The sequence below is a fragment of the Kitasatospora sp. NPDC052896 genome (assembly GCF_044547075.1).
Taxonomy (GTDB): Bacteria; Actinomycetota; Actinomycetes; order Streptomycetales; family Streptomycetaceae; genus Kitasatospora.
This window is the reverse complement of sequence record NZ_JBITZU010000009.1, coordinates 245,700-266,355: the sequence shown is the minus strand read 5'-3', so window position 1 is coordinate 266,355 and position 20,656 is coordinate 245,700. Positions and strand designations below refer to the sequence as shown.

Genomic DNA, 20,656 nt, shown 5'->3' with positions numbered 1-20,656 from the left:
GCTACGTCCGTACTCACAGAGGAGGAAGCCCAGTGCTGCTCGAACCACGGTCGACTGACCGCGCCGCAGGCACCGGTGCCGTGCACTCGCTGCTCGCGGAGCTCGGTGTCGAACCGCTGATCCACTGCGGCGGAACGAAGACCACCATGGGCGGCTCCCGGACGGACCCAGAGGTCCGGGACGTGATGTGGGCCGCGTCGGACGTGTTCGTCCCGGTCGCCGAACTGAACGCCGCCGTCGGCCGGTTCATCGCCGGGGCGACGGGCGCCGAGGCCGCGATGGTGACCAGCGGTGCCGCCAGCGGGTGCGTGCTGTCCCTGGCCGCCTGCATGACCGGCACCGACCCCGCGCGGGTCGCGGCACTGCCCAACCCGGTGGGCATGCGCGACGAGATGGTGCTCATGCGCACGCACGTCGGCCGCTACACGCACATGTACCGCCAGACCGGCGCCCGGGTGGTCGAGGTCGGGACCATGAACGAGTGCCACCTCTGGGAGATCCTCTCCGCGGTGAACGAACGCACCGCGGCCATCGGTTGGTTGGAGGGTCCGGGCATCCGGCAGGTTGGCCCGGACTTCGCCACGGTGTGCAGAGAGGCGCACGAGCTCGGGATCCCGGTGATCGTCGACGCTGCCGCCATGCTCCCGCCCCGCGCGAACCTGCGCCGGTACCTCGACCAGGGGGCGGATCTGGTCGCCATCAGTGGCGGGAAAGTCATCCGTGGCCCGCAGAACACCGGCCTGCTCTACGGTCGGCGCGATCTGATCGAGGCGGCGCGCGCCAACAACGGCCCCAACCAGGCGATCGGTCGGGCGCACAAGGTCACCAGGGAGGACATGCTGGGCCTCTACGTGGCGCTGAAGCGGTACCTCGGCGCGGACGAGGACGCCGAACTGGCGTACTGGCGCGAGCTGCTCGCACCAGTACACGACACGCTGTCGCATCTGCCCGGAGCCGACCTGGCGGTGCTGCACGACGAGTACCGCCACCACGTCCCCACACTGGTGCTCGGCCGGATCCGGGAGGTGTTCGGACGCCGTCCGAGTGAGGTGGCCGCCGCGCTGCTGGCCGGGGTGCCGCGAATCTTCGTGCCCGCAGACGACTCGCGGGACGAACTCACCGTCAACCCGGTCAGCCTCGCCGAGGACCAGGTGGCGGTGGTTGCCGAGCGGATTCGCGCCGAGCTCACCGCCCTGGCGGCCTGACGCAGCACCAGAGCCCGTCCCGGGTGGCACCGGCGGTACCTGTCCACCCATGGGATCGCACGATGGAGACCTCATGTTCAGCCCACGAGCCGTGATCGACCGGCTCCGCGGTACCTCGCCCAACGCCCGCGTGCTGGCCGTCAGCACCTTCGTCGGCTCCACCGGAACGGGCCTCTTCCTGGCGAGTTCGGCCCTGTTCTTCACCCGTGTCGTCGGTCTGACCCCCGCCGAAGTCGGGCTCGGCCTGTCCGTCGGCGGTGCCCTGGGGTTCGCCGCCACCGTCCCGGTCGGACGCCTGGCCGACCGGTTCGGTGCCCGGAGGGTCTTCCTGGTTCTCAACGCGCTGCGTGGAGCCGGGTACTTCAGCTACCTGTTCGTGCACGGGTTCGCCCAGTTCATGTGCGTCGCCTGCGTACTGCTGACCGCCGACCGCACGGCACCCCCGGTCAACCAGGCCATGGTGGGACAGCTCTTCTCCGGAGGCGAGCGCACGAAGGTCGCGGCCGTCGTGCGCGGCATCCGCAACCTCGGGTACACGATGGGCATCGGACTCAGCGGACTGGCGCTGGCCACCGGCACCGCCACCGCGTTCCGCTGGCTGGTGGGCCTCAACGCGCTGTCGTTCCTGTGCACGGTCGTGCTGCTGGCCCGCCTTCGGGTGCTGCCGGCGGCCGACCCGCACCTGCGGCGGGCCGACCCGAAGGAGCCACCGACCAGAGCGCCGTGGCGCCACCCGGCGTTCGTCGTGCTCACCGTCGCCAACGGCGTCCTCATGCTGCACGACACCGTGCTGACGCTGCTCCTCCCTCTGTGGGTGAGCAACCACACCGCGACGCCGACCTGGATCGTGAGCATGCTGCTCATGCTCAACACCGTCCTGGCCATCCTGTTCCAGCTGCGGGTCACCAAGCGGGCCGACACCGTGCCCGCCGCCGTCGGGGCGTTCCGGCGGTGCGGGCTGGTCCTGGCCGGTGGATGTCTCTGCTTCGCCGCGGCGACCTTCCTCGACCACGTCGCGCTGGCCGTTGCGGCCCTCGTGCTGGGCATGGTGCTTCACACAGCGGGAGAACTGCTGCAGACAGCGGCGAGTTGGACCGTCTCGTTCGCGGCAGCCCCCGAGGAGCAGCAAGGGCGGTTCCTCGCCTTCTTCTGGTTGGGGTCGTCGGGGAAGGACATCGTCGGCCCGACACTCGGCCTGGGCCTGATGACCCTGGCCGGCGCGGGCGGCTGGCTGGTGCTCGCCGTGGTGTTCCTCCTCGCGGGCCTCGCCTGCGCAGCGGCTTCGACACCGGGACAGCCGACGCGACCGGGCGCCCCCGTCGCGCTCATCACGACCTGAACGACCACCTCTTGGAACGGAGACACCATGGCCAGGACGGCACGTGAACATGTGCTGGTCATCGGCGCGGGACGAGACCTCGCCGCCCGGATGCGAGCGCGCACCGATGTCCGGACCACCACGCTGGTTCGGATCACCCGGCTGGCCAAGGTGGCGCGGCCCGCCGACAACGAGCGGATCATCGCGCTGCCCGCCGACGCGCCCGGGGAATGGCTCGCCCATGCCGGGTTCGTGCACTCCTGTGATCCGGTCGACCGGGTGGCGGCGTTCAGCGAGCTCGACCAGGACAAGGCCGCGGCGATCGCGGACCTGCTGGGGCTGCCGTTCCACTCGGCGCGGACCGTGCGGAACGTGACGGACAAGCTCGCCATGCGTCGCGCCCTGGCCGAGGCCGCCGTCGAACAGGTCTGCTGCGCCGAGGTGTTCGGCCCGGACGAGGTGACCGCCCTGCTGCAACGGTGGGGCACACTCGTACTCAAACCCACGGGTGGCACGGGAAGCCGTGGGGTGTCCATCGTGCGTACCGCCGCCGACGTGCAGTCGGCCTGGCGCTGGTCGGCAGGCGACGGCCGGTCGCCGATCACCGCCGAACAGTACCTGGACGGGCAGGAGTTCAGCGTCGAGGCGTTCTCGGAGGACGGCGACCACGAGATCGTGGCCATCACGCGGAAGTTCAAGGACGACCGGCACCTCGTCGAAACCGGCCACCAGGTGCCGGCCGGGCTGCCCGACGAGAGCGAGCGTGCCGTCGCCCGGCATGTGGCCGCCGTGCTCGACGCCCTGGGGGTGCGCAACGGGCCCACGCACACCGAAGTGATCCTCACCGCGGCGGGACCCCGGACCGTCGAGACACACCTGCGGCTCGGCGGCGACTCGATCCCCGAACTTGTCGCGGACGCCACCGGGGTGGACCTCTTCGACTTCACCGCGCGTCAGGCCGGCGGCCGTCGGGTCCTGGCGGAACTACGACACACTCTCGCCCGCACGCCGAAGGCCAGCGCGGCCATCTGGTTCGTCGGAGCCGACGACGATGGCGTGCTGACCGGTGTCAACGGGCTTGAACTGGCCAGGGAGCAAGACGGGGTGGTCGATGTACAGCTCACCAAGGGCATCGGTGAGCCGGTGAGCGCCGAGCTTGCCGACTCGGAGTCGCGGGTGCTCTACTGTCGTGCCGTGCACGCGGAACCGGCGAGGGCGCTTGCGGTGGCACGCGCGGCCGCGGAGCGGGTGATGTTGCTGACGGAGACCGCTGCCACGTTGGTTGACGGCAACACCGTTGCGTAGGGCTCCTCGACTTTCGCTGTTCTCGTGGGGCTGGTGTGATCAGGCTGAGTGTTGGAGACCTGCTCGGGCCAAGGCTTGGCGGACGTCCTGGACTTCGGCGCCTGTCGGCTGGGTTGGGGCGACGGGGAGAAGTCGGGCGGCGGTGATCACGCGGCGAAGCTCGGCGGGCATGTCGGCGAAGGACGGGCCGGTCTTGGTGGTGTACCAGGGGGCCCGTGCGCGGTGGTCGGCGGCGTCGCCGGGGTGATGGCCGTGCAACGCGTACCGGACGACGGTGATCGAGTAGCAGTACAGGCCGAACGGGACGGTGCGGCGGACCGCGTTCTCGGAGCGGTTACGGGCCTGTCCGACGCCGAGCAGCGTGCGGGCCCCGGCGAAGGTGGTCCCGATGGACCACCGCCACGGCCTCTGGCCCGCGGCTACGAAGCCCTCCCGCCCGCTCCGCGAGTACGGCTCCGTACCGGTACTACGGCGGGCAGCAACGCCCTGGGCGTCACCGTGTGAGTCGGCGGCCCGGTCCGGCAGACGGCCGCGAGGGGTGGTCGAGGACACCGTAACCGCCTGGATCTGCGCATCAATGGCGCGAACGTCCTCGAGGGCTCGCTCCCGGCGACGGGACCAGCTGCGCCCCGTCCGTCGACCGAGGCAGCGCGGCAGTCGCTGACTACGCACCAGATTGATATAGTCACTTGGTCACTCATGAATGGGGGGTGTGGTGTTCTCTGTTGACTGCACGGACGGCGAGGAGGCGGAAGAGCGCCCGGACAGCCTCTCGGAGCGTCTTGCGGCCGGGTTGCTCGGCCTGATCGCCGAGCGGCGGCTCGGGCCCGGGGACGCCCTGCCCACGGTGCGCGAGCTGGCGGGGCGGTTCGGCGTGACCGCGCCGACGATGCGCGAGGCGCTGCGCAGGTTGCAGGCGACCGACGCGGTCCGGCTGCGACACGGCTCCGGTATCTACGTGGGCCCCGGCGTGCTACGGACCCTGATACCCAATCCGAACCCGGTGCCCGTGAGCGGCGTGCGGATCCTCCAGCTGATCCAGGCGCGACTGGCCGTCGAGCCGGGCATCGCCGCGCTCGCCGCCCGGCACCGCACCGACGAGCAGCTTGCCAGGCTGGAGTTCACCGTTGAGCCCGCGCCGCGCGCCCAGGTCCCCCGGGGCGGGCGGGGCAACTTCCACCGCGAGCTGGCCGGTGCCTGCGGCAATCCGGTGCTGTTCGAGGTGGTCGACTCGCTCCTGTCGGCGCGGAGCGCGGAACAGCGGGCCGTGCGCCGTCTCGTCCAGGACCGGGCCCGCGACCTCGACCAGCACCGGGAGATCCTCGCCGCCGTGCGCGAGCAGGAGCCCGGCGCGGCCGAGGAACTGACCCGGCAGCATCTGCACGAGCTGCGGGCGAGTACCGCCGCGCTCCTCGCGGCGGGTGGGCGAGGCCTTTGATGCCCGATCGATCACGCGTGCCACGCCGTGCGGCGTGGCACGCATCCGGCACGGCAAACGACCTGAAGGGGCGGACGTTCATGCGCCAGCACATGCGGAACCACGGAAGCCGGCACCTGCTGCGCCGGCGGGCGACCGGCGTGGTCGCCGGGCTGGTCGTCGCCACGCTGGCGGCGTGCTCCGGTGCCGGTCCGACGGACGCCGCCGCGCGTTCCGCCCAGTCCGCCCGGCCGGCGTTGGCAGCCGCGGTGAGCGGTGGGGCGGCGTGCGTGGGCGCCCCGAACTCCGCCGCCGCCATGACCATGGACGTCGCCGGGAAGCAGCGAGCGTTCATCGAGCACCTGCCGGCCGGCTTCGACGCCGGCCGGAGGTACCCCGCGATCATCGCCTTTCCCGGCCGCGGTGAGTCCGACTCCCTGCTGGAGTCGTATGCGCAACTCGACGGGGTCGACGCGATCGTGCTGTACGCCCAGGGCCTGAACGGGGAAGGCGGCAAGCCGACTTGGGAGGCCACCCCCTACGCCGGCGATTCCGCCCACGACTACGCGTTCGCCACCGACCTGGTCCAGTGGCTCGCCGGATCGTCGTGCGTCGATGCCGGCCGTGTAGACCTGACCGGCAAGTCCGACGGCGCCGGCTTCGCGGCGTCGGCCGCGTGCGGCATCACCGGTGTCGCGGCGGTGGCGACCATTTCCGGAGCGTTCTACCAGGAGCAGAACCACTGCACCGCCGACGGGCGCCCCATCCCGATCCTCAACATGCACGGGGCTGACGACCCGGTCGTCCCCTACGACGGGGACCCCTCCCGAGGGCTGTACTCGACGCAGGCGTGGCTGCGGCTGTGGCAGCAGCGTGATCGATGCGCCGAGCAGGGCACCGACCAGGCCATCGCGCCAGACGTCACCCGGACCACCTGGTCGAACTGTTCCGATGGAACCGAGGTCACCAATTACCGCATCGCCGACGGTGGTCACACCTGGCCCGGTGCCACCGCACCCAGCGGTCCCGGTGGCACGACCCACTCGATCGACGCCGCGCAGGTGATCACGGCGTTCTTCGCCGCCCACCCCCTGGCCCCCGTTCATCCGTGAGTGCGGGCACAGTTCGAGAACACCGCGTCGAACCGCTCCTCGGTGTGCGCCAGGTAGTCGGTGAGGTCGGCCTCCACGAGCGTGAGATTCGGCTCGCCGGCCCACCACTGCGGTGCCCGTTCCATCTGCACTGCGGAGAAGTCCACCGCGGTCACCTGCACCCCGGTCCTGGTGAGTGCCACCGAGGCGCCGCAGGTGGCGCCGCCCAGCTCCAGCGCGGTCTTGGGCGCCCCCAGGTACTCCGCCCCGGGGCCATGGTGCGGGTACTGGGTCCAGTGCACGCGGTCTGACTCGGGCGCGCCGTCCCCACCGGCTCCCGGCCAGAAGCTGTCCCACAGGCTGCTGGGAACGAGGGTTGGAGCTAGACTCCCATGAATCCGGAGCCGGTTGGAGCCAGTGCTCCTGGTCACGTGGACGTGCTCGGGTTGGGCTCGCGGTCGCTCGTCGCCGCTCGCGGGATCGCGGTCCCTGTGGCTGGTTGTGCTGTCGAGTATTGGCGGGCCTGCAGGAGGTAGGACGTTCGGTAGCGGCTGTTCGGTTGGGCCATCAGTTCGGCGTGGGTGCCCTGTTCGGTGAGCCGGCCGTCGTGGAGGACATAGATCAGGTCGGCGTTGGCAGTCGCGGCGAGGCGGTGGGTGATGAGTACGACCGTGAGTCCCTGGGCTGCCAGTTCACGGATGCGCGCGAATGCGTCGATCTCCGACTGGGCGTCGAGGGCGGAGGTCGGTTCATCGGCGATGACGAGGTAGGGCGGCCGGCCGGCGGCGCTGCTGGTGGTCGCCCGGTGGAAGGTGCGGCCTGTGCCGATGCGCTGCCACTGGCCGCCGGACAGCTGCACGCCGCCTTGGAAGCCGCGCGCGGCCAGGGTGTCCCATCCTCGGTCCTGCTGTTCGACCAGGGTGTGCAGGTCGGCGTAGTCGGCGGCCTTCTTGAGCTGGTCGGGGTCATCCCCGTACTCGGGCCGGCCGATCAGGACGTTGGCGCGCAGCGTGAAGGGCCACTGCTGGAAGCCTTGTTCGAGCATGGCGACGGAGGCGAAGAGCTGATCCCGGTCGGCGGTGGCGGCATCGACGCCGTCCCACAGGATTCGCCCTTCGTCGGGCAGGTGCAGGCCGCACAGGAGTTTGGTGAGGGTCGACTTCCCGGAGCCGTTGTCGCCGACCAGGGCCACGACCTTGCCGCGCGGGATCTCCAGCGTCACCTTGCTCAGCGCGGGTGAGGTGCGCCCGGGGTAGGTGAAGGAGACGTTCTCCACCCTGAGGATCTCTGGGCGTTCGGGCAGGTTGGTGCCGCCGACGGGGATGGCCCGTCGCTCGGCCTCCTCCTGGAGACGGTCCAGGTCCCGCACGTAGAGGGCTTCTTCGTAAAGGCTGTTGAAGCTGCTCACCAGGGAGGTGATGTTGGCGGCTCCGGTGCGCACTCCGACGATGGCGGTCCCGGCGACGGCGAGAGCCATGTGCCCGTTGTAGACGAGCAATCCGAGGAGGGCGAAGGTCGCGGTGTAGGCGGTGCCGGACAGGGCGGCGGACAGCATCGAGGTCCCGGCGCCGGCGCGGGCCAGCCGGTTCTGCTCCCGCTCGGATGCCTCGGCCATCGCCGTGTAGTGGGTCAGGATGAACGGTCCGATGGCGTGGACGCGGACCTCGGGTGCGGAGTGCGGCTGGGTGATCAGCTGGGCGAGCAGTGACGCGGCCCGGTGGTGTTGGATCCAGGCCATCACGGAGCTGTACTTGCGGCGGGCGGAGCGCACCGCTCCCCAGCCCTTCGGCGCCGCGACCAGCGCGAGTCCTGGCAGCAGCAGCGGATCCAGACCGAGCAGCACGCCGCCGGCCGCGACCAGGCTCAGCAGCGAGGTCAGGACCTGGACGCTCTGACTGATGAGCCGTCGTACCGAGGCGGTGCCGAAGCGGGCCGACTCCAGCAACCGGCTGAACTCCGGATCCTCCACCGCGGACAGCTCCACCCGCGCGGCGCGCCGCAGGTAGGCGACGGTCGCGGCTCGCTCGGTCTTCGGCTCCAGCCGGCCGGTCGCCCAGCCCGAGAGCACGATCATCACGGCCGCGAACGCGGCGGCGCCGCCGACCACGGCCGCGGCGGGAAACGCCCGGCGCAGCATCTGGTCGGTACGTCCGGCGGCGAGCAGTGACGCCAGAGCCCGGTTCGTCGCGAGGAGGCCGAAGGCGGTGGCCACGCCTCGGCCGAGTTCGGCGACGGCGACGGCCACCAGCGCGGCGCGATCGGCCTGCCAGGCGAGGCGAACGGCGATGCGCAGCATGCGCGGGACCTGCCGGGCCACGGAAAGGAAGCTGATCCGCTTCATCGTCTGCTCGTGGTCGCTGAAGTTGTAGTCGTAGCGCAGCGGGCCGCCGAACAGGAACTGCTCGCTCGCGGAGATGGAGTCCTCGGGGACGGGCTTGGGCGGACGTCGTTTCACGCGGTCTCCCTACTGGTGGGCGGACGTGGGTCGGGTCACTCGTACGGACCGGCCGTTTCTCGCAGCAGCCGGTCGGCGTCGTTTGGCAGGGCGGGTGTGGTCATGCGGGCCAGCCGACGGTGGACAGCGAGTTGCCGCGGGTGATCTCGCCGAGGGCGTGTGCGGTATAGGGCAGGATGTCCGCGGGCAGTTGGCCGAGCGGCCACCAGTGCAGTGCCTCGCACTTGTGCGGCTCCGCGTTGTGCACCCGGCCCTGGTAGCGGGCGGGGCGGAAGAAGAGCTGGAGGCGGCTGCGGCCGTCGTCGGCGTCGAGATGGTGAAGTGTGTGGACGAGTTCGAGGTCGTCCTCGGCGATGGTGATGGCGAGTTCCTCGGCGGCCTCGCGCGTCATGGAGCGGGTGATGGGCTCGCCCGGCTCCATGTGCCCGGCCGGGAGGTGCCACAGGCCGGCGGCGTAGGTGGTGTTGCGTCGGCGGCCGAGCAGTACCGCGCCCTCGTCCACCAGGACGAGGTGGACGCCGACGACCAGCGTCAGTGGGTCCGTTCCGGACGTGCGGTGTGCCAGGGAGGCCGGGCGGCCGTCGTCGAGCCGGGTCATGAGGTGCTCCTGGTGGGCTGATCGGGCGCCGCGGCGAGCAGCGGCAGGTAGTGCCGCATGTAGGGCGGGACCTTGAGCTCGAGGACCTCGTCCAGGGGGACCATGCGCACGGCCTGGCCCTCGTCGCCGAGCCGAAGGTCGCTCTCGGGGCCGTCCCAGACGGCGTGCAGGACGCGGGTGAGCGGGAGGCCGAGGTCGTGGTGCGGGTCGGGGAGGGTCCGCAGCCCGGTGATCTCGATGCCGGCCTCCTCGCGGACCTCGCGCACCGCGCTCTCCCGGGCGCTCTCGTCGGCCTCCCGCCAGCCGCCGGTCGGGGTCCAGTAGCCGGGCCAGGCCATGCTCGGCCTGTCTTCGCGCAGGTGCATCAGCAGTCGACCCGCACGGTCGGTGACGAAGACCAGGACGCCCTCGAAGTCGTCGCTATCCGGGGCGGGGCGCTCCAGGTAGAGCGGGACACCGCAGCGGTGGGCGCGCAGCACCTGCCGGAGCCGCTGGTAGTGGGCAGGGGTCATCCGGGAGCGCCAGTCGTGGGCCGTCTCGAACCGGAACTCGGTGTGCTCGGCCGGATCGAGCCGGATCCGGGCCTGCTGCTCCGCGGTCAGCGTGCCGCCGTCGAACACGTAGCCGGCGACCGGGACCGGGTAGTCGGCGTCGGCCTGCGTGTGGATCACGGCGACCAGGCGCCGCCGGAGCACCTGCGGGTTCTCCGCGGCCAGGTCCAGGCCCAGTTCCTCCCTGGCCTCGCGCAGCGCGGCGTCGAAGGGGCTCTCGCCGTGCTCGACGTTACCGCCGGGCATGTTCCATACGTTCGGGTCGATGGTCGAGCGCATCCCGAGGACACGGCCTTGCGGGTCGGTGACGAGGAGACAGCCGTAGGAGCTGGGCCGGGCGATGGTGGTCAGGTAGCCGCCGACCGGCCGCCAGCCCGGGATCGCCAGGCGGCCGGTCAGCCACTCGGTCACCTCGCGTTGACCATCGCTGGTGGTGGGCAGCCGGTTCGCTGGAGCCCACTGGTGATCGTCGTGGTCCCCGGAGAGAACGATCGGGGTGCCCCCTGGAACGACGGTAGTGAAGACGAACTGCCGCACCCGCAGGCCACGCTGGTTGGTGAAGTCCAGGTGCCGCGCGTACTCCAGCGTCAGACCGGTGAGGCCGGTCTCCTCCGCCAACTCCCGCGCGGCTCCCACCGCCACGGGCTCGCCGTCCTCGTGGCCGCCGCCCGGGTACTCCCACAGGCCAGGCAGGACGTCGTGCGCGGCCCGGCGGATCATCAGGATCCGACCGGCGGTGTCACGGACCACCACGCCGACGCCGATCCGTTCGGCGCCCTCGCGAAAGGCGAGGCCGGTCAACACGTCGAAGTCGATCACCAGGAGAGCTCCTCGGTCTCGCGGGCGGGCACGGCCCGCGGGGCGGTTCTGGTCTTCACCGCAGCACCTGAGAGCACAACCGGCACGCGGGCGGGCAGGTGTGCTGAACCAGGGTGCTCAGGCGTCCAAGTCGGGTACTGCTGGGCTGAGTTCGTGAATGTTCTAGGGGTTGGTGAGGTCCGATGATGGAGCTGTTCGAGTGCGGCGTTCAAGTGGGTCGCCTCCGGGCGAGCCTGGGTCGAACGGGGAGCTTTCGAGCACTTCCTGGGCGGCAGCGAGGGCGTCCTCCAGTCGGCCGCGGACAGGCTCGGACAGGGTGGCGGAGCCCAGCGCGCAGGCGGCGAGAGCCTGTTCGAGCTCGGCCGTCCTGTCGGGTTCGAGGCCGGTTGTGAACGCCTTCGTGGGCGAGGAGGTCGCGCAGTGCGTAGCCGTCGCCGCTTTCACCCGTTCGGCTGGACAGCTGCTTGATCAGGTTTCGGGCGGCGGGCGTGTCCGGGCCGGCACTGTCGATCGCGGTCAGGGCCGGCCCCGGTGAACACGGCGAGCCCCTCGTCCGGTTCGAAGGCGAGGCAGTGGTCGATCGCGGCCTCGGCGGCACGCCGGTCGCCGGGGTGGCACAGTGCGGTGAGTACGGCGGTGACGGCGTCCTCCCAGGGCTCGCCCGGCTCGGTCTCTTCCAGCAGAGCGAGGGTGCCGGGCAGGTCGGCTGTGGTGGCGCGGGCGAGGATGGCGACCTGGCGGAGGCACAGTGAGGGCTCGTTCGAGTGGCGTGATCACCGGCTTGGTCAGATGGTGGGAGGGGCTGCTCGTGCGGACGCCGTCGTACCGGGTTTTCCGCTTCCCTCCGGAGATCAGCTCCCATCGCGTGTGGCGGTACCGCCGGTTCATCCGACTCCATGCCTGGCGGAACGGCAGACCCCTCGACCGGGCCAATCACAGCCACCTCGCCAGGCTTCAACTCGCTCTCGCAGTTCAGCCGCGCGGAGGTCCGCGACGCCATCGACGTCGACGGACTCCTCAAGGCCGGCCACACCCGTGGTCAGCCTTGAGGAGTCCGTCGCCCATGACGACGCCGGGTTCGACGAGCGGACGTTCGCCGACGCGCTGTGACGCGTGGCCCGCTACAGCGACGAGCAGTTCGCCGCCTGCGGGCTCGACCCCGCCGCGGCCGCCGCGATCCGCGAGCAGTTCGCCGACTGGCACCAGGAACTCACCTGACCGCAGGGCGACCGTCGTTGCGGGGAGGCCCAACACCCTTGGGGTTCAGCCACATCCCGGGCCTACGCGGATCACTTCGTTGCCGCAGCGCAGTCTGTTGGCGCGCCCGACCGCAGAGTCGTCCATCCCGTCAGCGACCGAGCGCGACAGCTCCCTGCCGCGGCACCCCGCACCGGCTCGAAGCTGCTCCGCGAGGATCCTGGCCGGAACTCGCCCGACTGACGGGGATGCCGACTTGTCAGCCGGCGATGTCAGGCAGGGTCTGTGTCACGGGCTCGCGTCATTCCCGGGGGTTCGCGGGGTCGGGGCTGCACAGCCAGCCGTTGATGGCGAAGCGGCTGTCCGCGTGCTGCTTGCTCGGACAGCTGACCGGCCGTACCTCATGCCAGGCGGTGGGTCGGAAGAACACGATGCTGTCGTGCTCGGGCTCCCAGTCCCGCCAGGTGCGCTCCTGCCACTTTCCGGCTGTGTCGGTGTGCAGGGGCAGGGCGGCGTCGAACATCCGCAGCTCGCCCCCGTCGAAGGGCCGGGGTGTGCGATGCAGGTAGTACACGAAGGTGAGCAGGCGCCGGGGGGCGTACTCGGTGCTGGTGTCCTGGTGCGGCCGGTAGAAGTCGCCGTCGTTGTGCACGTTGAGGCTGTAGCTGGGTTCGGTGTACTGGCAGGAGACTCCCAGCGTGTGCTCGACCGCCTCCAGTACCTCGTCGATGGCTGCCAGCAACTCGGGCGCGGCGAAGTCCTGGTATGAGCGGGACCGGCGAATGTCGGGGACCAGCTCCCGGTCTCGAATCATGGAGGGCTTCAACGTGTCGCCGGTGGAGGCGGTGGCGCGCTCCAGTAGGGCGCCGGCCGTCTGCTCACCCAGGAACTGGGTGATGCGGCAGACCGTCACCGGAAGCCGCCAGATCGCGTCCGTACACACCGGCGACCGCTGATCCATCGCCTCGGATGGTCCCGTCAGGGTGTCGTGTCGTGCCAAGGTGTCCTGCCTTCTTGATCGCGATGGGTGTTCCGCAGGGGCCGGCTCGGGTTCCCCTGAAGCCCTCTTGGGGAGTGGGCCGCGCTCGGGCCTAGGACGCGCCCGTGGCCACTGCCTGTCCGGCTCTGCGACCGCTGGAGCATCACGGTGGGCCGTCCGGCGTCGTCACGCGGCGTCATGCGTGTTCACGCTCGCGGCTTCTCGCAGGCGGTTCACTTCGGCCGTGAGTTCTTCCACACGGCGGTGCAGTGCCTGGACGCAGACCAGGGCGACGCCGAGGCCGTCGACGACGGGGATGGTGGTGTCGTCCTGGTTGAAGCCGAAGGCGGCCTGCCAGTCCTGGGCCATCGGCCCGAGGTGGCGCACGTCTTCGGGCTCCCAGAGGTAGCGCCAGGTACTGATGGGAAGCGCGGCCACGGTCTCCAGGATCGCGTAGCCGTTGACCGCACCGACCGGGGCCACCGCGCCGCGCTCCCGCGGGCCGGCCGGACGGCGGGCCGGGGCACTGTGGTCAGCCGTCCGGGACCGCCGGCGGAAGATCCGCATCCTTACCGGCTCCAGTCGACCGGGACCACGTCCTGCTTGAGCCCGCGGTCGCTGCAGACGGCGCACGGGTTGCCCGGGACGCCGGGGCCCTGGTCGGTGCCGACGGTGATCGCTCCGTGGGCCCCGGCCGGGGCGTGGATGCCGTCGCCGACCATCGCGGCCTCGTAGCCGCCCAGCAGCTCCTGGAGGGTTCCGGGGCCCAGGTCCTCCGGAGCGGCGATCGCGGCGATGCCGGTGTCGTCCGTGTAGGCCATCCCCAGTGTCCGGCCGCCCATGGTGGCGAACACGATCTTCGCGCCGCGGATGGGCTCCCCGGTCACCGCGTCGGACGCCATCGCGTTGATGTTCTCCAACTGCATCTGGGTGACGTTCAAGGTGGCCTGGCTGGCCGTGAGCCTGGTCGGCTTCAGGCTGGGGCATTGCGTCCCGCTGCTGCACGACGCGGGCGACGGGGTGGTCGCGGACGCGGTGACAGTGCTCCCCGCGCCCAGCGATGCCAGAGCCGCGGCCATCACCGCGACGGTCTTACGACCTACAGAACTCATGTCCACTCCCACATGGGAACTGCCCGAGCGCGCTCCGTATCAGCGCATGACGGCCGGGACGGCCTGGGCGCGCGCGGCACGCGACGGGTGCCGCCCCCTTCGGACGACGCGACCGACCGTATCCATCCCCCATCCGGCCCAACCAACTGACAACCACGAGTCCACACCATCTGATGAACCGCGAGGGGGACCGTGACGAACGCGATCGACGCATACAAACCGATGAGCGAACGGCGAAGAACACGCGGCAACCGGCTCACCCACCGCCTGGTCGTCGCCGGCTCCATCACCGGCACCAACCGGATACAGGCACTCGCATCAGCCGGAGCCGACGCCTTCACCATCGGATCCGCCGCCTTCGACGGCTCCCTGCAGCCCCACGCCGGAGCCATCCGATCCCAATTGTGGCCTCACCCGGCGTTGTCCCGAGCCAGGCGTAGCGCGAGGTTCTTGAGCGTCGCTCTGGTCGGTGGTCGCCCGGTTTGGGTGCGCTGTGTGCTGTAGTCCCACTTCGCCGCGATGAGTCGGCGATGCCAGGGCGGCAACGTGCCGGGCGTGACTGGGAAGACTGCCCGCCAACGGTGACGGGGTATCAGGCTGGACAGCGCCGCCAGCCAGAGCCGATCCTCCGGTTCATGGCGGACCGGGCCGGAGAGGTGGCGACGCGGCACCGTGTTCTCATGCCTGAGCACGAGCGGTTCCGCGTCCTTGGCGGTGTCGCCGTGAAGCAGCACCTTGGGGATGGACAGCAGCCTGCGCACCATCTTGTACGGCATCGAAACGATCACGCGGACATGGTGCCAGCCGAGGTCACCCTATCCCGCTCACCTGCGGCGATGACTTTCCGAGCCCGACAGGGGACGGAGCCAGGGGTCGCGCCAACGCGGGTGGCCGGCGAGCAGCTTGTCCGCGCCGGCCGGCCCCCAGGATCCCGGCTTGTACGGCTCCACCGGCGGCGGGGCGTCCAGCAGCGGCTGAACGATGCGCCAGGTCTCCTCGACGCTGTCCTCCCGGGTGAAGAGGCTGGATTCCCCGGCCATGGCGTCGCTGAGCAGCCGCTCGTAGGGCTCCGGTGCCTCCCCGAGCTCCTCGGAGAAGATCAGCGACAGGTCCACCGTCCGGGTCGCCTGGGCGCCGGGCTGCTTTGCCTGCACGACCAGGTCGACACCCGGGTCGGGATCGATCCGCAGGATGAGCTCGTTCGGGTCCGGCGCGCACGTCGGCGCGAACGCCACCCTGGGGGGCAGCTTGAAGATGACCCGTATCTCGGTGGCTCTCTCCGGGAGGGCCTTACCGGCCCGGATGAAGATCGGGACGCCCGACCAGCGCCAGTTGTCGATCTCCAGCCGCAGCGCGGCGTAGGTTTCGGTCTGCGAGTCCGGGCTCACCCCCGGCACGGCCAGGTACCCGTCGTACTGGCCGCGGACGTAGTGCCTCGGGTCCGCCGGCGGCATGGCCCGGAACACCTCCACCCGCTTGTCGCGCAGCCCGTCGGCGTCGGCGGTGCTCGACGGCTCGGAGGCGAACAGCCCGACGAGCTGGAGCAGGTGGTTCTGCACGACGTCGCGCAGTGCCCCGACCGGGTCGTAGAAGCTGCCCCGATCCGCCACGTCGAAGTCCTCGGCCATGGTGATCTGCACGCACTGGACCCGGTCACGGTTCCACAGCGGCTCCAGGATGGAGTTGGCGAACCGGAGGAACAGGATGTCCATGGCCGGTTCCTTGCCGAGGAAATGGTCGATGCGCAGGATCTGCCGCTCCTCCAGGAGCTTGCGCAGCTGGGCGTCCAGCGCCCGGGCCGACGCCAGGTCGTGGCCGAACGGCTTCTCCACGACGACCCGGGCCCGACCGGTGAGGTTGGCACCGGCCAGGCCCTCGACCACGCGGCCGAACAGCGACGGCGGGATCTCCAGATAGAAGACCGGAGTGTGCCGGGCCTCGATCGCCCGGGCGAGGCGGTCATAGGTCCCCGGGTCCCCGAGATCGCCGGAGACCATCGACAGGCGCTCCGCGAACCGCTGGAACACGTCCTCATCGATCATCTCGCCGGCGTCCTCGACGGCGCGGCGTGCGTGATCCCGTAGCGCCGCGGCGGACCACTCGCGGCGGGCCACACCGATGATCGGGCACTGGAGCAACTGGCGGCGCTCCAGGCGGTACAGGGACCGGAAGGTCATCTTCCTGGCCAGATCTCCGGTGATGCCGAAGATCACCAGGACATCCGCGGCCGTGTTCGCTGGTGCAGTCATGGCACTCCTTGTCGTCGGCCCTGGCAGCGTCGGGTCGAGGCAGGACGAACCGCTCCACCGCGTTGGCGAAGCCCTCGTCCTCGTTGGTCGTGGTGACACGACGGGCGGCCCGCTGGACCTCGTGGCTCGCGTTGCCCATGGCGATGCTGATTCCTGAGTGGGCGAACATGAGCACGTCGTTGGGCATGTCGCCGATCGTGGCGATCTCCTCGGCAGGGATCCGGTAGGCCCTGGAGAGGTAGCGGGCCACGCAGCCCTTGTTGGGGAGTCACCGGGGATTCGAGCTCATGGAGCATGTCGCGCCTACGCCTTCTTCTCGGCGTGGCCGCCGAATTCGCTGCGCATCGCCGAGAGGATCTTGTCGGTGAACTCGCCCCGGCGCCGCGACTCGAAGCGCTCCAGCAGCGCCGTCGCGATGATCGTGGCCGGAACTCCCTCATCCACCGCGGCGAGCACCGTCCATCGGCCCTCTCCGGAGTCCGAGACCCGCCCGGAGAACTCCTCCAGCCCCGGTGAGCGCGCGAACGCGTCAGCGGTCAGGTCGACGAGCCACGACCCGACCACCGATCCGCGCCGCCAGACCTCGGCGACCTCGCCGAGGTCGATGTCGTACTGGTAGGCCTCCGGATCCCGCAGCGGGGTGGTCTCGGCGTCGGCGACCTGGGTCTCCTTGCCGGCGTTGGCGTGCCTGATGATGTTCAGTCCCTCGGCGATGGCGGCCATCATCCCGTACTCGATCCCGTTGTGGACCATCTTGACGAAGTGCCCGGCGCCGTTCGGGCCGCAGTGCAGGTACCCGTCGGGAGCGGTGCCGTCGGTCCGGGTCCGGCTCGGGGTGGGTTCGGCGCTGCCGGCCCCGGGGGCAATCGTCCTGAAGACGGGGTCGAGCCGGGCCACGGCCTCGGTCTCGCCGCCGATCATCAGGCAGTAGCCGCGGTCGAGCCCCCACACCCCGCCGCTGGTCCCGCAGTCCAGGTAGTGGATCCCGCCCGACGCGAGCCGTTTGGCCCGGGTGATGTCGTCGCGGTAGTAGGAGTTCCCCCCGTCGATCACCGCGTCGCCGGGCTCCAGCAGCGGGACGAGCCGATCGAGCGTGGCATCCACGACGGCCGCCGGCAGCATGAGCCAGACGGCGCGCGGCTTGTCCAGCTTTGCCACCAGGTCCGCCAGTGAGGTGGCGCCGGTCGCCCCTTCCCCTGCGAGTTCCTCGACCACGTCGTCGTTCACGTCGTAGGCGACGCAGTGGTGCCCGTCGCACATGAGCCGCCGCACCAGGTTGGCCCCCATCCGGCCCAGCCCGACCATGCCGAGCTGCATCGGTGTGTCAGTCGCCATGTCCTGCCTCCTCAGCCCTTCACCCTTCAGCGCCCGGTAGCGTCGGATCAGCTCGTTGGGCGATGAGTTGTGGCTGAACTCGGGCTCAGCCGTGCTTTCCAGGCCGTGCTTTCCAGCTCGGGGATGATCGCCACCGCCGGCATCCTGCCCAGCGCGACGCCCCACCGGTCGAAGGAGTCGATGCCTCGTGTCAGTCCCCCCTCTCCACTGACGGGGATTGCCGGGGTCAGAGGCCGCTGAACGCCGGCGCCGCCACACCCCTTTCGCACCGGTTGCGATCGACGACGAGCCTCATCTGGAACCCGCTCCCTGCACGGGCCGCGGTGGCCGGGCCCCGCGGCCGTCCGCGCTCGGTCCGTGTGGTCGGTGGGCGTGCCTCACTTCGAGGATCAACCCTCCGCAGAGCTCTCGCAAGGCGAGGGTGGTGCTGGGCGTGGGCGGGCCAGGGCCGGTGGTTCGACCTGCTCATCGCTGCCGGGATCGGGTTCGGGGCGGCCCGCCGCCGGGGCGCGGCTCGATGTGTGGGAGGTTCAGGAGCCTTTGCCCGCACCGCCCGTGCTGCTCGAGTCGGACGGTCGAGAAGACCAGGAGCCTTTCCATGTCAGATGGGATCACGCTGTGCCCTGTGACCGCCGACGAGGAACTCGTGCCGGGTCGGGCCGGTGCGGTGTGGAGCTGGGTCGATGCCTGCCGCGTGGAGGATCGCCCCCACCGTGGATGCGGCGATCGGGTGCCCTGGGCGGGCGAGTTCGTCCCGGATCCGCTTGTGGCCTCACCCGGCGTTGTCCCGAGCCAGGCGTAGCGCGAGGTTCTTGAGCGCCGCTCTGGTCGGTGACCGCCCGGTTTGGGTGCGCCGTGTGCTGTAGTCCCACCCTGTCCTCCCGTTCGACGAGGCGGACAAGATCACCCATTCGCAGCCGACCGCGCGGACCCACCGGGCTGCAACTCTGAGGATGCGGGTGCGCAGGGGGCTGCGGCCTTCGATCTCGTGCACGGTGATGGGCAGCTGGTCGGCTGTGGGCGGTAGTTGGTTGCGGGCACGGCGTGGTCGGTGTTCGTTGTAGTGCTGTTGGTAGGCGGCCAGGACGTGCCGGGTGTGGGTCTCGTTCACGATGAGTACGTGGTCGAGGGCCTCGCGTCGGATGCTGCCGGTGCCCCGCTCGCAGTGGGCGTTCATCCGAGGGGCCCGCGGCGCGCTCTTGAGGATGTTCATCTCCTCGGCCTCGAAGACGGCGTCGAAGGATTGGCCGCACTTGCCGTCGCGGTCACGCGGCAGGAGGCGCGGGGAGTCCGTGCGCGTGTCGAACTCGGCGGTAAGGTTCGGGCCTGTTGCAGCGCCCATCCGACAGGTCATCGCCGACGTCTTCGACCGGGCCGAGGCCCGTGACCCGAAGCACCTGTGGCCCTGGGTCGTCCTCGTCGACGGCGCCTGCCACCAGCTCGACCTGATCACCGACGAGACGGCCCGACGCGGCGTCACGGCGCACATCCTGCTGGACTTCGTGCACGTCCTCCGAGTACGTCCGGGCCGCCACCCACGCCTTCCACGAACCCGGCACCCCGAGGCCGAAGCCTGGGCCGCCGACCACCTGACCGCGATCCTCGCAGGCCACGCCGCCCGCACCGCCATAGAGATGACCGCCCAAGGGCACGACCGCCATGTACGGCCCGCCCTACGACGGCTCTCCCAGGGCGGCCCGGCGGATTGGTCCGGTCAGCCCGCAACGAGGAGCCCGATGCCGATTCCCAGTACCGGCCGGAGGGCCTTCCTGCGTCGGCGGCCGGAGGTAGCGGGACCTGCCGTCCGGGCTCAGGCGGACGCCGCTGGGTTTCCCGCCGACCGGCACGGTGCGACGAGAAGACCCTTCGGTCAAGGCCGACTCTGCCAAGCGTTCGGGGATGGCGGTATCAGTCCAGGTCAGCCGACGTTCGGGGAGCCGCGGAATGCCCCGGCCAACACGGTGACCAGCCACTGCTCGATCCGCTCAGGGGGCTCGGCGGCCAGTTCAGCGCCGACGGGCGCCAGTGCGAGCCAGTTGAGCAGACCGGCCGCGCACCGGATGCGGAAGTCCAGTTCCTGTTCGCCGACTCCTGGAAGGTTCGCCGAGAGCTGCCGGGCGACGTCTCGCCGGGACTGCTGGAACTTCGCAGTCAGCCGGTCCCAGCCCTCAGGGGGGTCGATCCCGACTCGCGCGACCGTCCGCATGACCGCGAGATCCCGTCCGCCGGCCGCCAGTGCGTGCATCATCGGCCCGGCGAACGCCGCGGCCAGCTCCTCGATGCTCGACGTGGCGTCAAGCGAGGTGACCGCATCGATCTGCGCGTCCAGGTACCGCTCCAGCGCATGTTCTATCGCCGAATCGCACAGGGCCTTCAGGGATCCGAAGTGGTAGCTCACCGCGGAGACGTTGGCTCCGGCGTGGTCGGTGATCTCACGGAGGGTCACGCCCTCCTGGCCACGTTGGGAGAGCAGCTCCACCGCGGCGGACAGCAGGCGGTCCCGCGTCCGCTGGCCGGCCTCGCGGCGTTGATCTGTCCGTTCTGTCACCATGGGAGGAATTCAAACAGCTGCTTGAATTTTCTGTCAAGCGGCGGACCGCATGGCAGGCGGCCCACCGCCCATCGCGACGTGCGCCGAGGCTGTCGTCAAGCAGTTCCGTCTCGCGCTTGTGGGCACCGTCTACGTCAGTCCTCGGCCCGGATCTGCGCGCACGTCACCCCCCGGGCCACTGGAAGCGGTGGCGCCCGGTGGCGCTTCGCGGGGGCTCCTGAGAACTCCGCAGAGATCCACCGAGCCATCGTCGTCCGGCCTCCGACCGCGCCACTCGGTGGGCCACCACGGGCAGGGCGGACACCGTACTGATGCCGGCCGGCCGCCTCCCGATCGCTCAGCAGTCGGCCCGCCCAGCCCGCCCTGGAGCGCGGCGCCCGCAAGGAACATAAATCAATCATTCGCTTGACATCTCTTATGGCTGCCCATACCGTTCAATCGATCGTTTGATTTGTAGAGCGCCCCACGCGGGGC

Annotated in this window: 19 protein-coding genes and 2 pseudogenes; 7 read left to right on the top strand and 14 right to left on the bottom strand. The window is 70.6% G+C overall.

The features are described from left to right. The first annotated feature begins 32 nt into the window (after window positions 1–32). The 3 genes from ACIGXM_RS20995 to ACIGXM_RS20985 all read left to right on the top strand — a co-directional run bounded on the left by ACIGXM_RS20995 (window position 33) and on the right by ACIGXM_RS20985 (window position 3,828). On the top strand, window positions 33–1,205 hold the full coding sequence (locus ACIGXM_RS20995; protein WP_396563013.1) for an aminotransferase class V-fold PLP-dependent enzyme: 1,173 nt from the start codon (window positions 33–35) through the stop codon (window positions 1,203–1,205). Window positions 1,206–1,278: 73 nt separating this feature from the next. Further along, window positions 1,279–2,544, top strand: coding sequence for an MFS transporter (locus ACIGXM_RS20990; protein WP_396563011.1), 1,266 nt, complete (start codon window positions 1,279–1,281; stop codon window positions 2,542–2,544). Window positions 2,545–2,571: 27 nt separating this feature from the next. Next, a complete protein-coding gene (locus ACIGXM_RS20985; RefSeq protein ID WP_396563009.1) occupies window positions 2,572–3,828 on the top strand; it encodes an ATP-grasp domain-containing protein in 1,257 nt (418 codons plus the stop codon). Window positions 3,829–3,867: 39 nt separating this feature from the next. Here ACIGXM_RS20985 and ACIGXM_RS20980 read toward each other — a convergent pair whose 3' ends face one another. Continuing rightward, window positions 3,868–4,380: a hypothetical protein gene (locus ACIGXM_RS20980; protein WP_396563007.1), complete on the bottom strand. Its 513-nt coding sequence runs from the start codon at window positions 4,378–4,380 to the stop codon at window positions 3,868–3,870. A 163-nt stretch (window positions 4,381–4,543) separates the two neighbouring features. Here ACIGXM_RS20980 and ACIGXM_RS20975 point away from each other — a divergent pair, with 163 nt between their 5' ends. Then, window positions 4,544–5,266, top strand: a complete 723-nt coding sequence (locus tag ACIGXM_RS20975; RefSeq protein WP_396563005.1) for a FadR/GntR family transcriptional regulator — start codon at window positions 4,544–4,546, stop codon at window positions 5,264–5,266. 80 nt (window positions 5,267–5,346) lie between these two features. Next, window positions 5,347–6,357, top strand: coding sequence for an alpha/beta hydrolase family esterase (locus ACIGXM_RS20970; protein WP_396563003.1), 1,011 nt, complete (start codon window positions 5,347–5,349; stop codon window positions 6,355–6,357). Here ACIGXM_RS20970 and ACIGXM_RS20965 read toward each other — a convergent pair. The 4 genes from ACIGXM_RS20965 to ACIGXM_RS20950 form a co-directional block, all read right to left on the bottom strand. Then, window positions 6,348–6,638, bottom strand: coding sequence for a class I SAM-dependent methyltransferase (locus ACIGXM_RS20965; protein WP_396563001.1), 291 nt, complete (start codon window positions 6,636–6,638; stop codon window positions 6,348–6,350). The two genes, ACIGXM_RS20970 and ACIGXM_RS20965, sit on opposite strands and share 10 nt — an antisense overlap. 125 nt (window positions 6,639–6,763) lie before the next feature. After that, complete coding sequence (locus ACIGXM_RS20960; protein ID WP_396562999.1) at window positions 6,764–8,791, bottom strand: ATP-binding cassette domain-containing protein; 2,028 nt, start codon at window positions 8,789–8,791, stop codon at window positions 6,764–6,766. A 100-nt stretch (window positions 8,792–8,891) separates the two neighbouring features. After that, window positions 8,892–9,389: an NUDIX domain-containing protein gene (locus tag ACIGXM_RS20955; protein ID WP_396562997.1), complete on the bottom strand. Its 498-nt coding sequence runs from the start codon at window positions 9,387–9,389 to the stop codon at window positions 8,892–8,894. Beyond that, window positions 9,386–10,759, bottom strand: coding sequence for an NUDIX domain-containing protein (locus tag ACIGXM_RS20950; RefSeq protein WP_396562995.1), 1,374 nt, complete (start codon window positions 10,757–10,759; stop codon window positions 9,386–9,388). Before ACIGXM_RS20950 ends, ACIGXM_RS20955 begins: the two co-directional genes overlap by 4 nt. A 572-nt stretch (window positions 10,760–11,331) precedes the next feature. On the opposite strand from ACIGXM_RS20950, the gene ACIGXM_RS20945 reads away from it, so the two are divergent. Next, on the top strand, window positions 11,332–11,511 hold the full coding sequence (locus ACIGXM_RS20945) for a hypothetical protein (protein WP_396562993.1): 180 nt from the start codon (window positions 11,332–11,334) through the stop codon (window positions 11,509–11,511). A 746-nt stretch (window positions 11,512–12,257) separates the two neighbouring features. Here ACIGXM_RS20945 and ACIGXM_RS20940 read toward each other — a convergent pair. From ACIGXM_RS20940 to ACIGXM_RS20905, 8 genes and pseudogenes are all read right to left on the bottom strand, one after another. Further along, a complete protein-coding gene (locus ACIGXM_RS20940) occupies window positions 12,258–12,917 on the bottom strand; it encodes a 2OG-Fe(II) oxygenase (RefSeq protein WP_396562991.1) in 660 nt (219 codons plus the stop codon). 204 nt (window positions 12,918–13,121) lie between these two features. After that, window positions 13,122–13,502 carry a tail fiber domain-containing protein gene (locus ACIGXM_RS20935; RefSeq protein WP_396562989.1) on the bottom strand — a complete coding sequence of 127 codons (381 nt, stop codon included), beginning with the start codon at window positions 13,500–13,502 and terminating at the stop codon, window positions 13,122–13,124. Window positions 13,503–13,504: 2 nt separating this feature from the next. Continuing rightward, window positions 13,505–14,047, bottom strand: coding sequence for a hypothetical protein (locus ACIGXM_RS20930; protein WP_396562987.1), 543 nt, complete (start codon window positions 14,045–14,047; stop codon window positions 13,505–13,507). A 410-nt stretch (window positions 14,048–14,457) separates the two neighbouring features. Next, window positions 14,458–14,835: an integrase gene (locus tag ACIGXM_RS20925; protein WP_396562985.1), complete on the bottom strand. Its 378-nt coding sequence runs from the start codon at window positions 14,833–14,835 to the stop codon at window positions 14,458–14,460. 36 nt (window positions 14,836–14,871) lie between these two features. Beyond that, window positions 14,872–16,296 (bottom strand): glucose-6-phosphate dehydrogenase, encoded by a 1,425-nt coding sequence (gene zwf, locus ACIGXM_RS20920; protein WP_396562983.1) that lies wholly within the window; start codon window positions 16,294–16,296, stop codon window positions 14,872–14,874. A 70-nt stretch (window positions 16,297–16,366) separates the two neighbouring features. After that, a pseudogene (locus ACIGXM_RS20915) lies at window positions 16,367–16,546 on the bottom strand (HAD hydrolase family protein); the annotation flags it as partial. Window positions 16,547–16,599: 53 nt separating this feature from the next. Beyond that, a complete protein-coding gene (gene gnd / locus ACIGXM_RS20910) occupies window positions 16,600–17,631 on the bottom strand; it encodes a phosphogluconate dehydrogenase (NAD(+)-dependent, decarboxylating) (RefSeq protein WP_396562981.1) in 1,032 nt (343 codons plus the stop codon). Window positions 17,632–18,403: 772 nt separating this feature from the next. Then, the gene (locus tag ACIGXM_RS20905; protein ID WP_396563110.1) at window positions 18,404–18,808 is read right to left on the bottom strand and encodes an integrase core domain-containing protein; all 405 of its coding nucleotides are present in this window, start codon (window positions 18,806–18,808) and stop codon (window positions 18,404–18,406) included. A gap of 151 nt (window positions 18,809–18,959) precedes the next feature. Here ACIGXM_RS20905 and ACIGXM_RS20900 point away from each other — a divergent pair. Further along, a pseudogene (locus ACIGXM_RS20900) lies at window positions 18,960–19,313 on the top strand (ISKra4 family transposase); the annotation flags it as partial. Between the two features lie 236 nt (window positions 19,314–19,549). On the opposite strand, the gene ACIGXM_RS20895 reads toward ACIGXM_RS20900, so the two are convergent. Then, window positions 19,550–20,182 carry a TetR/AcrR family transcriptional regulator gene (locus tag ACIGXM_RS20895; RefSeq protein ID WP_396562979.1) on the bottom strand — a complete coding sequence of 211 codons (633 nt, stop codon included), beginning with the start codon at window positions 20,180–20,182 and terminating at the stop codon, window positions 19,550–19,552. Window positions 20,183–20,656: the final 474 nt, after the last annotated feature.